Origin of the sequence: Burkholderia sp. AU28863 (assembly GCF_002223195.1) — a bacterium.
Classification (GTDB): Bacteria; Pseudomonadota; Gammaproteobacteria; order Burkholderiales; family Burkholderiaceae; genus Burkholderia; species Burkholderia sola.
Genome location: NZ_NKFE01000008.1, coordinates 369967 through 382756, shown reverse-complemented (window position 1 = coordinate 382756; position 12790 = coordinate 369967). Strand labels below are relative to the sequence as shown.

The following is a 12790-nucleotide window of genomic DNA, read 5'->3' as shown; positions in this document are numbered from 1 at the left end:
TGCCGCATTCCGGGCACCGGGCTATATTACGCATTCGCTCGACACGCCGGCGCGGCATGCGCGCCCGGACCTTCGACCCACATGGAGCGCAGCGTGAACATGGCCCCCGAATCCCCTGCACGGCCGGTCGATCTCGACCGGCTCCGCGCCCGCTTCGCCGCGGGCGAGCCGCTGCCGGAAACGGCGTTGCCGGCCAGCGTCGCGCGCTCATGGCTGCGCTCGCGCGACGCCGGGCTCCGGCCGTGGCAAACCGCCCGCTATGAAATGCAGCGCGAGCGCGACGAATCCCGCGCGGACCGACGGCTCCATCGCTGCGTCGCGCAGGAAATCGAGCCGCTGTGGGCCGCATTCGGCGGCAGGGAATGGACGATCATGTGCGTCAATCCGCACGGCACGATCGTCCATGCGCGGCGCAGCCCGCAATGCGACGACGCGCTGCTGACGCCGATCGTCGCCGGGCGCCGGATCGTCGAGCCGAACATCGGCACGACCGCGCCGAGCTGCGTGATTCACGACGGCGCCGAGGCCGTCGTCGCGGGCGCGCAGCATTATCTCCACGAGTTCTCGCGGGTGTTCTGTCTCGCGGTGCCGCTGGTCGGCTTCGACGGCGAAGTGATCGGCGCACTCGATATCACCGGCATCGGCCGGCGCAATGTCACGCAATTGCACGAACCGTTCCGGCACGCGTCGCTGTCCGCCGAACAGCGCCTCTATGCGATGCTGCGCGACTGCCATCTGTTGCAGGTGCAATTCGATCCGCGCTGGCTCGACACGCCGCTCGCCGGCGTCATTGCGCTCGACGAAGCGGGCCGCGTGCGCGCTGTGAGCCGCCTGGCGCGCCAGATGCTCGGCCTCGCGCCTGCCGGGCCGGTGGCGCCGCATGATCTGCGGCAGCTGTTTCCCGGCGCGACGCCCGCGCAGCGGCGTCGTTTGCTGACACCGGCGCGCACGCCGCAACGGATCGCGCGCGACGATGGTAGCCACGTATGGGTGCGCGCCGTGCGCGCGCCGCTCGATCGCGCCGCCGCAACGCGCCACGCCGACGTGCTCGAAGACGCCGCCGACGTGTGCCGCGCGGCGCCGGCCGCCGGCCCCCAGGCGAGCCTGCACGAACAGTCGCTCGACGCGATCCGGCGCGCGCTCGACGAGCACGACGGCAACGTGTCGGCGGCCGCGCGGCAACTCGGCATTTCACGCACGACGCTGTACGCGAAATTGCGGCAGCGCGATGCGGCGGGGATCGAGCACGACGGATCGCATTGACGATGCGGAGTGAAGCAGGTCGCGTGGCAATGGCGCTTAGGGCTTGTTCACGCTGATAACAGGCTTGCGCCGCCCCCCAAAGGCCAATACATGTTTGGGTCTCATCCGTTAGTCTCGTGTAGTCGCAGCCAGTCATTCGCAAAGGTGCGCGCCGGTTCACCGTCGCGCATCGCACAGGGCTCAAGCGAGGCGGCGTGCGACGCGCGAATTCACGCTTGCGCGCGACTCGCGAGGAACTCCACGAGCAATGCGACCGGCCGGCCGGTCGCGCCTTTCGTCGCGCCGCTTCGCCACGCGGTACCTGCGATGTCGAGATGCGCCCACGGATATGCCTGCGCAAAGCGTGACAGAAAACAGGCCGCCGTAATACTGCCCGCTGCGCGTCCGCCGATATTCGCCAGATCGGCGAAATTCGATTTCAGTTGCTCGCCGTACGCGTCGTCGACGGGCATACGCCATATCGCGTCCGACGCGGCTTCAGACGCATGCAGCAACGCGTCGGCAAGCGCATCGTCATTTGCGAACAGGCCGCTGCGATGATGGCCGAGCGCGACGACGCACGCTCCCGTGAGCGTGGCCACGTCGATCACGGCGGCGGGCCGGAAGCGCTCCGCATACGTGAGGGCATCGCACAGAATGAGTCGCCCCTCCGCGTCGGTGTTGAGCACCTCGATCGTGAGGCCCTTCATGCTCGTGACGATGTCGCCCGGCTTGTTCGCATCGCCGCCGGGCATGTTCTCGCAAGCCGGAATGATCGTGACGACATTCAACCGCAGCCCCATCTCGGCGACAGCCCGCATCGCACCCAGCACCGCGGCCGCCCCGCACATGTCGTATTTCATCTCGTCCATGGCTTCGGCAGGCTTGAGCGAAATGCCGCCCGAATCGAACGTGATACCTTTGCCGACGAGCACGACCGGCGCCGTGCGCGCGCCGGCGCAGCGATACTGGAGGACGATCAGTTGCGCCGGCTGTGCCGAACCGCGCGCGACGCTCAGGAATGCGCCCATTTTCAACGCGGTGATACGTTGGGGTCCCAACACGTCCACCTTCATGTCCCGGCCACGGGCAATCTTTCTTGCCGTATTCCCCAGCCATGCGGGCGTGCAAACGTTGCCCGGCATATTGCCGAGATCGCGTGCGAGATCGATGCCGTTTGCCAGCGCCACGGCGTGCCGGATGGCGCGCTTCGCGGCTTTCATCGCATCGGCTTCGACAGCGAACACCGCCGCGGTCAATGAGCCAGGAACATCCTCTTTCTCGCTTTTCATGTCGACGAAGCGATAACGCTCGTCGCGCAATTCAAGCACCGCAGCGCGCACGCGGGCGGCTGCGTCGAGGTCGATCACCGGCGCGAGTGTCAGCGCGATATTCACCCTCGTGAGCCGGGTGGCGAGTACGGCGCGCCAGGCAGCACGCAGTGCCTGCCCGTAACGTCGACGGTCGAGCGCTTCCGATGTGCCGAGCCCGACCAGCAAGATGCGCGACGCGCCCATGTGTTGCACTTCGTGCAACCAGTATGTCGAACCGACCTTTCCGTCGATATCGCCTGCCTTCCACAAACGGTCGATGCGTGCCGCGACCGCGCGATCGGGAATCGCCCACGTCGCGGACGGTTTCTGGTTTTCGAACAAACCGATCACGAGGCAATCGGCATCGGAGGCGTAGCCTTCGGCAGGCGTGCAGAGCAGAAAATTCATGGATCGAGCACAACTCGGAAGTAAGGGGAAACGTCACGGCGGGCGGTTCCCGGCCCTGCCCCGACACTGCCGAGATCGTACGCGTCACGACGCAAACGACTTTTGCGAATTAAATCGCCGGTCGGCCGAAATGAAGGACGTTTTTCCGCTGCGGCGGTGCTCGGCGGAATGCATTTTCCGCGCAGGTTGCGACGCCGCGAATTAGCCGTCCTCGTTCCGATCGTCGCGTCATCCCGATTCGACGATTCCCTGGTTCCGTCGATGATGCTGTATCCGTATCGTTCACGTATTCGTCAGACTTATCGGCCGATGACGGCGTGGTCCTTCGACGGCGAAACGACGGCACAAAATATTGCGTTGGTTTCAAACCACTTTGAGTCCGGCGGTTTTTGCAATGGCATACTCAAGCCTGGGCGCTGCGCAGAGACGTTGTCACTTCCAGAGGCGTGGCGGCGCAAATAATGTGCGCTTCTCACGTGCCGTTTTCGTGCACGCTTGCGAGCCTTGACGCCACGGGTCCAGGAATCCGTTTCATATGAATTACAGTTCACCGATCAGCGGCTCCCCCACGAGATGCGATGTCGACGACGAGCGCACGCGTTCGCGCGCGGCATGGTTGACGAGTGAATTCCGCGCGAGCTACGCGTGGCTGAAGTCGAAACTGCAAAGGCGCGTCGGCTCGCCGGCCGACGCGGAAGATCTGGCGGCGTCGTCGTTCGCCGAACTGGCGGATGTGCAGGACCTGACAGCCGTGCGCGATGCGCGCGCCTTTCTCACGGTCATCGCACAGCGCCTCACCTACGAGATGTGGCGCCGCCGCGATCTGGAACGCGCGTACCTGGACACGCTCGTCCATCGGGAAGAAGCCGTCATGCCGTCGGCGGAAAGCATGGCGGAAGTGACGCAGGCGCTCTTGCTCGTGGATCAGGCGTTGAACGGCCTGTCACCCAACGCGAAAAGCGCGTTCGTGATGAGTCAGATCGACGGCCTCACGCACGCTGAAATCGCCGAGCAGCTCGGGGTGTCGGTGAGCATGGTGCGCAAATATATCGCGCAGGCGCTGACGCAATGCTATCTGATGGCATGAGCCGGCTGCGCCCGCGTCGGCGCTCGGCTGCCGGCTGACCTCCTCCCGAGCCGTTCATGGTCGCGAACGTGCCGCTTTCACTGCGCCGCACCGGGTCGCTCCAGTTGCCGTGCGACGATGTCGATCGCCCGCACGGGCGCTGCCTCCAGTTGCGAGTCATGATCCGTCACGAGCGCCGCGAACACGCGAAAGGCGGCCGGATCGAATCCGTAGCGGCCTTCCTCTCCCGATTCATAGGCATCGCCGGCGATGCGCTCGTATTCGTCGGACGCATGCAGGTGTTGCCCGCCATAGCCGAGCTCGCGCAGCATCGCGGCGGCCATCGCCACGCGCAACAGGATGCGCAGTGCGACCAGCGAGCCGGCCCCGGCGCGCAGCGCTTCGAGCTGAAGGTGATACTCCAGTGAAAGCGCATCGCGAATGGCCTTCGGTAACGGCAAAAGCTCCGTCTTGTCCGCCCGCGACCGGACCCTCGACTGGTCGAGGCGCTGTGTCCACCCTCTCATCGTCGACTTGCCATCCGTCCGCACGCATTCGTCATGCCGTTCCGCCCACCGTCATGTCGTCCACGCGAACGGTAGGCTGCCCCACGCTCACCGGCACCGACTGGCCGGCCTTGCCGCACACGGCGCGGCCCGTGTCGAGTTCGAGGTTGTTGCCGACCATGCTGATTTTCTGGATCGTGTCCAGCCCGTTGCCGGTGATCGTCGCGCCTTTCACGGGTGCGCAGAGCCTGCCGTTTTCGATCAGGAATGCTTCCGACGCCTCGAACACGAACTGCCCGCTCGTGATGTCGACCTGCCCGCCCTCGAGCCCCGCCACGTATATCCCGCGCTTCACCGACGCAATGATCTCCTCGTGTTCGCGATCGCCGTTGAGCATGAACGTGTTGGTCATGCGGGGCATCGGCAACACCGCATAGCCCTCGCGGCGGCCATTGCCCGTCGGCCGCATGTTCATCAGGCGCGCATTGAGCGAGTCCTGCATGCAGCCGCGCAACACGCCGTCCTCGATCAATACCGTGCGTTGCGTCGGACAGCCTTCGTCGTCGATATTGAGCGAACCGCGGCGGCCTTCGAGCGTGCCGTCGTCGACGATGGTGACGTGACGCGCCGCCACGCGCTCGCCGATGCGGCCCGCGAACACCGAGGTCTTGCGCCGTATGCCGTCGGCCTCGAGACCATGGCCCACGGCTTCGTGCAACAGCACGCCGTTCCAGCCCGGCCCGACGACGACCGTCATCGTTCCCGCCGGCGCGGGTCGTGCATCCAGTTTCGTCAGCGCGGCTTCGACGCGGTCGTACACCAGCGTGCGGATGTCATCGTCCGACCACGAAGCGATCCCGTAGCGACCGCCGATCCCGCCGCTCGCGCTTTCGATCCGGTCGCCCGATTTGACCCGAACGTTGATCGCCAACCGCAGCATGGGTCGCACATCGCCGACACTGAGTCCGTCGCAACGCGCGATCCACACTGTCTCGTGCGTCGCGGCGAGCATGGCGTTGACCTCGATCACGCGCCGATCCTTCGAACGTGCCAGTTCGTCCACACGCTTGAGCAGCGCAAGTTTCCGCTCAGCGCCGATCGCGCTAAGCGAGGCGCGCGGAAGATAGATCGATCGCGCCGCCGCGGAGCCGGCTGGTTCGCCGCGCGGCGTTACGCGGGACAGAACCTCCGGTCCCGAACGAATCTGCCGCGCGATCGTGCGCAACGCGTCCGCCCCGATTCGTTGCGAACTTGCGAACGTCGTCTCCTCGCCGTTCAGCACGCGAATGCCGAATCCCGAATCGCACTGCCAGGCGCCGCCCCGCACGGCGCCGCCTTCTAGCGACCACGATTCGGCGATCGACTCCTTCAGATAGATGTCGGCGAAGTCGCCGGACTGCCCGAGCGCGCTGTTCAGCGCGGCGAACAAGTGCGTTTCGTCGATGCCGTGTTTGTCGAGCAGCCCTGCATACGCCGCGCGACGCATGTCGTCGAGCGAGGGGTCGCGGGTGTCAGTCAGGGTTTCGTGCGTGTCCAGCATGGTGTCGTACCGGTATGTGACAGGAAAGGATGGCCGCGCGTACCGCGCACGTCAGCTGCCGCCGATTCTCATTTCATCGATCAGCCACGAACCCGTGCGGAAGCTGCCTCTGGTCACGGTGTCGGCCCCCACGGCGAGCAGGCCGGAAAACATCGCATTCAGATTCGACGCGATCGTGATGCCGGTGACCGGAAAACGGATCTGGCCGTTCTCCACCCAGAACCCCTTCGCGGCACGCGAGAAATCGCCGGTCAGCCGATTCACGCCGCCGCCCGCCATCTCGGTGACGAACAGGCCGCGATCGAGCCTTTCCAGCATCACGTCGATCCCGTCCGAGTTCGCGGTTTTCGCACTGCGCACTTCGAGGTTGTGCGGGCCCCAGCCGTTGCCGGTCGGCGCCATGCCGAGACGCCGGGCCGCGTACAAGCCAAGAAAGTAGCCGCGCAACACGCCTGCGTCGACGACCGATCGCCGAGAGACGGCAACGCCATCGGAGTCGAAGCAGCGACTCGCCATTCCCCTTGAGACGAATGGATCTTCGTATAACTGAATGTGATCGGCAAAGACTGGGGTGTCGAGACGGCGAGTCAGGTACGAGCCCGTCCGATAAAGCGCATCGCCGGATGCCGCGTTGACGAACTCGCCGAGCAGCGACATCGCGGCCGTCGGCTCGAACAACACGGGGCAACGCTGCGTTTCAATCTGCGTGCCGCCCAGCAGCGCGAGCGCGCGCGTTGCGGCTTGCGTGCCGATCCGTTCGGGTGCGTCGAGATCGGCATAGGCGCGCGCGCCGTCGCTCCAGAATCCCATTTGTTTCTCGCCGCTGCCTGCGGCGACGGGCATGCACGACACGAAATGCGCGGACCACGGCACGCTGTGCCCAAACCCCTGGCTGGTCGCGAGCAGCGACAACCCCGTGGAAGTCCCGATGCTGGCGCCGTTGGTCGTCAGGATGGCGGGGCTCGTGGAAAATGCGGCCTCTTCCGCGCGACGGGCATCGTCGAGCATGTCATCGAGCGACAGATCGAGCGGATGACACAAGTCCAGATCGATGAAGTCCCTGGCCAGCAAGTCCGCCTGAGCCAGGCCAGCGGCGGCATCGACGTCCGTGACCGACGCGATGTCGATGGCGGCCGCCACCGCACCGGCGAGGCCGTCGGCGGACAAATCGGACGAGGTCGTCGCGCCACGTCGGCCATTGCGATAGGCCACGAGCGAGACCGATGAAGACAGTCGAAGGCTCCGCTCGGTCGGCATCCGGTTGCGCACGGTCGCCGTTCGCGATTCGACATGATCGATCTCCACACGAACGCCGTCGGCCCCTGCGCGTCGTGCGAGATCGAGTGCACATTCGGCCGCTGCCTCCAGGCTGGATTTCACGTCGCGCCACTGCGTACCGCCGTCATGCATGGAAATTACTCCGAGTGTTGGAATGCCGTGTGCCCGATGAGTCCGCTCATCTGCCGAGACGTTTTCGCGTCATATCGAGCGGGAGCACATTGGAAACAGTCTATCGATCGCGATCGAAATTTTTTTACGAAAGAAATCGCCGTCTCGCGGATTCGTGGAATCGTTTTGCGCGCACGTCGGCGTATCCGGAATTCACGTTCGACGCGCACTTTTTCTGCGATGACTCACGTGCAGCGCTTCGTCAGAACGATCAAACGATCGCCGATGTTCGTGCCGACCTTTTTCATGGCCTGCGTGCCATCGCCGTAGTGGGATCGAAATCGCGCGATGAGCGAGGAATCCACCAACTCGATCCGCTCGAGGGTCTTGTCGCCTTGCGAAGCTTCTTCGCCGCGCTCCACCGCGCGCTTCGACGTTTCTTCCGCGAGCTGCATGAAGCGTCGGTCGTCGTCGGGCGTCCAGTTGCAGGCCGCGCGCAACAATTCCCAGTGCGCGCCCGCAAGGCCGAATATGAAATCGGTGACGACCGCGGCATCGCCGAGCGGTTGAGCGACCAACAAGAGAAGCCGTGTCGCCAACGCGTGTGCGGCGCCGGCCGGGGTGGTACCGGCTTTCGCGAGCGCCTGCTTGATCGCGGCCAGTTCCAGGTCCAGGGGCCCTTCCGCCCGAGCGGGGTCATGCTGCGCGGCCAGCCGGTCGCGAATCGACAGCAGCGCCGCATCGTCGCCGATCAACTCGGTCATCTCGCCGCCGGACAGCAGATCCGTGACCAGCATTCGCGGCAGCCGCGAGAGATTCGCACCCACCGGCACGGCGTCAAGCCACTGCGCGACGAACTCCGCGCCGTTCAGATGGGTGCGGCGATAGCTCGTCAGCGATTCCACCACGGCCAGCACGTTGGCCGGAATACCCAGCGTTCTTGCGCAATCGTCCACGTCCGCGGTGTTGCAGACGAACTGAATGGCGCTGCCGATTTCGCCGTCCCACATCGCTTCGGAAGGCGCGGCCCGCTTGCGGTCCAGCCACGCGCGCAATGCGGCAAGGCGCTCCGCCTTGAGCTGCGCGTCGCCGGCGAACGCGTTCGGTGCAACGGCGATCGCCGCAGGCAACGGCGTCACGGATCCGAGGTGATTGTCGATGAAGCCGGCCAGTTGCGTGGCGGAGCGATTGCCGACCACGCGGCCGAGCTCCTTGCCGCCGCGCAGCAGGATCAGCGTCGGAATACCGCGGACACCGAATCGTTCGCGCACGCCTGCATTCTCGTCCACGTCGATCTTCACGAACGCCACGTTGCCCTGAAACTGCTCGCTCACCTTCGACAGCGTCGGCGCGAGCGCCTTGCACGGACCGCACCAGGGCGCCCAGAAGTCGACCAGTACGGGCAGCGGGTTGTTGATCACGTCGGCTTCGATGGTTTCCAGCGTCACTGCTTTCAGATTGCTCATGGATCGACCTTGTCCTGTTTCACTTGTTGGCGCGCCGTACATTTTTCAAATGCATGTCGCCGGTTGGGATCGTGGTGCTCAGCACAGCTGCGTTCCCACGTATGCGCGGCCGCCGGGGTGTGCACCCTGCGCTTCGTCGGCGGCGTGCTGTCGTGCTTCCGGTGCCGACGGTGCGGGGAAATCGAGCGTCGTGTCGTGAAACGCCAGCAGTTCCTTGCGATGCGCGACGCTGACGACCGTGGCCTGAGGCAAACGCTCGATCAACAGACCGTAGAGTTCCTTCTCGCTCTGGCTATCGAGTGCGGACGTGCATTCGTCGAGGAACACCGTGGACGGTTTGGCGAGCAGCACGCGCGCAAACGCCACGCGCTGCTGCTCGCCACCGGAAAGCCGTGTGCTCCAGCGGTCCTCGACATGGAGCAAGCGCGCATAGGCCGACAATCCGCATGCGTGCAGCAGTGCCTCGCATTCGCTGTCCGGGTACGCCGACGCGTCGCGCGGATAGGTCACGGCCGCCTTCAGCGAGCCCGGCGGGATATAGCTGCGTTGCGGCAAGAAGAACGTGCCGGCTGCCGGACGCACGATCGTGCCTTCGCCGTAGGGCCATAGGCCGGCCAACGCGCGCAGCAACGTGCTTTTCCCGCACCCCGAGCGACCGCGCACGAGGCACCGCCGGCCGGCTGGGAGCACGAAGTCGGGCACGCGCGACAGTATGTCGCCGGACGCGTCGCGCAAGACGAGCCCGCTCGCGGCGACCGCTCCAGTGTGGCTTTCGTCCAGCGCGATTTCCTGCCGCGGCTCATGCTCGCTCACGTGCAGGAATTCGCGCAGACGGTTGGCCTCCGCACGCCACGACGTAAATCCCGGATAGGCTTGCCAAAAAAATGCCAGCGACCCCGTGACGGAATTGAATGCGCTGTTCGATTTCATCAGCCCGCCGAGCGTTAGCCCACCCGACATCAGCTGCGGCAGCATCAGCAAGGTCGGAATGATTGGAACGACCGAACTGAACTGACCGACGACATTGGTGAAGAACGAGAGGCGCGTATTCACCCACAGCGTCGCGTAGAGATTCGATACCACGAAGCGAAACGATGCCTGCAGACGCCCATGCTCGGACGTTTGCCCCTGAAAGAACGCGATCTGTTCCGCGAATTCACGCACGCCCACCATGAGCACGCGAAAATCGCCCTCGACACGATGCTGTCTGGCCGTCAGCGTGATGAGCCTGCGGCCCAGATAATGCGTCGCCGCGAAAATGACGCCGGTGTAGGCAAATGCGGCGAACACCAGATAACCGTGCAATACGTACGACGATCCGCCGACATGCATCTGCAACGGGCCGCCCATGCGCCACAGCACGACGCTGAACGATACGATGCTGACCGGCACTGAGAGAAACCCGAGACCCAGCAGCAGCGTGTCGTTGACGAACAGCTTCACGTCTTCCGCGATACGCTGATCGACGTTCTCGAGTTCCCGGTCGCGTTCGATCCGATAATAGTTGTTGCGTGCGAGCCATTTGTCGGCGAGCCACGTCGTGAGCCACCGGCGCCAGCGAATCTGGACGATTTGCTGCAGCACTGCCCCGGTAATATGCACGACCGCGCCGGCCATCGCCACGAGCAGGAAACGCACGAGCAGCTCCGGCAGCACGTTGAATCGGGAAGCGCCGATCGCATCGTAGAACGTGCCGGTCCAGTTGTTGTTCCACAGCATCACGTACGTCGTGGCCCAACTCGACCCGATCACGAGCATCAGCAATATCAGCGAGAACACGCCTTCGCGCGTACGCCAGTAAGGGAACAGCAGTCGCCATACCGACGGAAAATGGCGGCGCGCTTCAGCGTCTTCCGCGCGGTCCATTGGAGAAGCACCGTTCACCGTCATGGGCGCGCCTCGGGCGGTTGCATCACGAAGTTGATCTTGTTGAGGCCGCCGCCCTGAAGCGCCGCGAGAATGGTCGCGACCTTGCCGTACTCGACGTGCTGATCCGCGTTGATGTTGACCGCTGGCGGCTCGCCCTTCGCCGCGGCCTCGGCCACGCGCGCCTTCAACGCCGCCTCGTCGACCGGCTGCTTGTTCCACAGCACCGTCTTGTCGGCGGTGATCGACAGGTCGATGTCCTGCGTTCTCGACACGGCCGGCTGCGCGGCCGCCTGCGGAAGATCGACCTTCACCGCCTTGTTGATGACGGGCAGCGTCACGATGAAGATGATCAGCAACACCAGCATCACGTCGATCAGCGGCGTCATGTTGATGTCGTTCATGACGCCTTCGTCGCCGCCGCCATCGGTAATCATTGACATGACGGGCTCCTTCAGGCGGCCAGATTGGGCGTCGCGCGCTTGGTCGCGGCCGGTGCGCCGACCGGCCGGCTGGCGTCGGCGCGGGCCTTCGCGCCGGTGACGAAATACACGTGCAGCTCATGCGCGAAGCGGTTCAGCCGATGGCTCACGCGCTTGTTGCCGCGGTTCACGTAGTTGAAGCCGAGCACCGCCGGAATGGCGACGAACAACCCGATCGCGGTCATCACGAGCGACTCGCCCACCGGGCCGGCAACGTGATCGAGGCTGGCCTGCCCCGACATGCCGATCGCCATGAGTGCGTGATAGATGCCCCAGACGGTGCCGAACAGCCCCACGAACGGCGCGGTGCTGCCGATCGAGCCCAGCACGGCCAGGCCGTTCTGCAGGCGCGCGACTTCGTCGTCGAATGCGTTGCGCAGCCCGCGCGCCACCCATTCGCTCGCGCTCAGGCTGCCCTGCATCGACGGTTCGTTGCCCGCATGCTGTTCATTCGCTTCGCGCCCGGCAAGCACCAGCGCACGATAAGGATTGTCACCGCGCTCGCCCAGCGCCGCGATGCCGTCGCTGATCGACGCACTGGACCAGAAACCCGTTTGCGCGCGCTTGCCGAGCGATTCGAGACGCCGATTGGAAAATCCTTTCGTCAGTATCACGAACCACGAGACGACCGACATGCCGATCAGGAAAACGAAGATGAAGCGGGTAACGAAGTCACCCTGTTGCCAGACGTTGGCGATGCCATACTGTTCCATGTGTTGCTCCGATTGGTGCGGGTTCAGTCGTTCAGGTTGAATGCGATGGGTTGGGAAGCTTCGACCGAGCGCGCGATGCCCGCGGTCTCGTACGGATGACAGCGGCCGGCACGGATCGCCGCGACGGCGGCCGCGTCGAGCAGCGGCGAGCCGCTGCTCTGCGCCACGCGCGCGGACGTCACCGCGCCGTCGGTGCCGATGCTCAGATGCACGACCACGGTGCCCTCCTGTTGCAGCCGCCGCGCTTTCGCCGGGTAGTCGGGTCGCGGCATCTGGCATCCCAACTGCTTCAACTCGCCCGCACTGATTTGCTTCGGCGCGTCCAGCAGGTTCGGCCCCGGCGCGGGTTGCGCGACAGGTTGGGCCGGCGCCGCTTCAGGTGCGGGATGCGGCTCGGGCGCCGGCGCGACCGGCCGCGTTTCGGCGGGTTTCGGCGCCTCCAGGGGCGCCGCCTCCACCGTGCGCGGGCTCGGCGCGTGCGACGCCAGCACATGCGCCTTTTCCGGCTTCGCCGGCGCCACGGGTTTCGGTGGCTCGGTGCGCGGCTTGGGCGGCGCAGGCGGTGTCGGCGCGGGCCGCGGCGCCGGCACGGCGACCAGTTGCACCTGCACCGTGCCGCCCGCGGGACGCCCCGCCTCAAGCCTGAGCGTCACCGCGCTTTGGTGGACCGCGACGTACAGCCCCAGCGCATGGGCGAGCAGCACCCCTGTGGCACACGCGATGCGGCGTGTGCGCGCATAAGGCGCCTGGGACGTGTTCTCGCGCACGGCGATGTCGTCCCAGGGGCGGCCGGGCAAGG

General features: G+C 65.4%; 11 protein-coding genes and 1 pseudogene. 3 read left to right on the top strand and 9 right to left on the bottom strand.

Annotation, left to right across the window (positions count from 1 at the left end):
* Nucleotides 1-99: 99 nt before the first annotated feature.
* Complete coding sequence (locus CFB81_RS31510) at nucleotides 100-1263, top strand: helix-turn-helix domain-containing protein (protein ID WP_256976432.1); 1164 nt, start codon at nucleotides 100-102, stop codon at nucleotides 1261-1263.
* A 209-nt stretch (nucleotides 1264-1472) separates the two neighbouring features.
* Here CFB81_RS31510 and CFB81_RS31505 read toward each other — a convergent pair.
* Nucleotides 1473-2918: pseudogene (locus tag CFB81_RS31505) on the bottom strand (leucyl aminopeptidase); the annotation flags it as partial.
* Nucleotides 2919-3065: 147 nt separating this feature from the next.
* On the opposite strand from CFB81_RS31505, the gene CFB81_RS35880 reads away from it, so the two are divergent.
* The gene (locus CFB81_RS35880) at nucleotides 3066-3425 is read left to right on the top strand and encodes a hypothetical protein (protein ID WP_141723345.1); all 360 of its coding nucleotides are present in this window, start codon (nucleotides 3066-3068) and stop codon (nucleotides 3423-3425) included.
* 73 nt (nucleotides 3426-3498) lie between these two features.
* The gene (locus tag CFB81_RS31500) at nucleotides 3499-4050 is read left to right on the top strand and encodes a sigma-70 family RNA polymerase sigma factor (protein WP_084044105.1); all 552 of its coding nucleotides are present in this window, start codon (nucleotides 3499-3501) and stop codon (nucleotides 4048-4050) included.
* 77 nt (nucleotides 4051-4127) lie between these two features.
* On the opposite strand, the gene CFB81_RS31495 is transcribed toward CFB81_RS31500, so the two are convergent.
* From CFB81_RS31495 to CFB81_RS31460, 8 genes are all read right to left on the bottom strand, one after another.
* Complete coding sequence (locus CFB81_RS31495) at nucleotides 4128-4490, bottom strand: Fis family transcriptional regulator (RefSeq protein ID WP_256976395.1); 363 nt, start codon at nucleotides 4488-4490, stop codon at nucleotides 4128-4130.
* 97 nt (nucleotides 4491-4587) lie between these two features.
* Complete coding sequence (gene tldD / locus CFB81_RS31490; protein WP_089437753.1) at nucleotides 4588-6075, bottom strand: metalloprotease TldD; 1488 nt, start codon at nucleotides 6073-6075, stop codon at nucleotides 4588-4590.
* 51 nt (nucleotides 6076-6126) lie between these two features.
* Nucleotides 6127-7485 (bottom strand): metallopeptidase TldD-related protein, encoded by a 1359-nt coding sequence (locus CFB81_RS31485; RefSeq protein WP_089437752.1) that lies wholly within the window; start codon nucleotides 7483-7485, stop codon nucleotides 6127-6129.
* Nucleotides 7486-7709: 224 nt separating this feature from the next.
* Nucleotides 7710-8930 (bottom strand): thioredoxin, encoded by a 1221-nt coding sequence (gene trxA, locus CFB81_RS31480; RefSeq protein WP_089437751.1) that lies wholly within the window; start codon nucleotides 8928-8930, stop codon nucleotides 7710-7712.
* Nucleotides 8931-9008: 78 nt separating this feature from the next.
* Nucleotides 9009-10796: an ABC transporter ATP-binding protein/permease gene (locus CFB81_RS31475; RefSeq protein ID WP_256976431.1), complete on the bottom strand. Its 1788-nt coding sequence runs from the start codon at nucleotides 10794-10796 to the stop codon at nucleotides 9009-9011.
* Nucleotides 10797-10816: 20 nt separating this feature from the next.
* Nucleotides 10817-11239: a biopolymer transporter ExbD gene (locus CFB81_RS31470; RefSeq protein ID WP_069616980.1), complete on the bottom strand. Its 423-nt coding sequence runs from the start codon at nucleotides 11237-11239 to the stop codon at nucleotides 10817-10819.
* An 11-nt stretch (nucleotides 11240-11250) separates the two neighbouring features.
* Entirely contained in the window at nucleotides 11251-11991 is a 741-nt protein-coding gene (locus CFB81_RS31465) for a MotA/TolQ/ExbB proton channel family protein (protein ID WP_027810027.1), read from the bottom strand.
* A gap of 23 nt (nucleotides 11992-12014) precedes the next feature.
* The gene (locus CFB81_RS31460; RefSeq protein ID WP_256976394.1) at nucleotides 12015-12758 is read right to left on the bottom strand and encodes an energy transducer TonB; all 744 of its coding nucleotides are present in this window, start codon (nucleotides 12756-12758) and stop codon (nucleotides 12015-12017) included.
* Nucleotides 12759-12790: the final 32 nt, after the last annotated feature.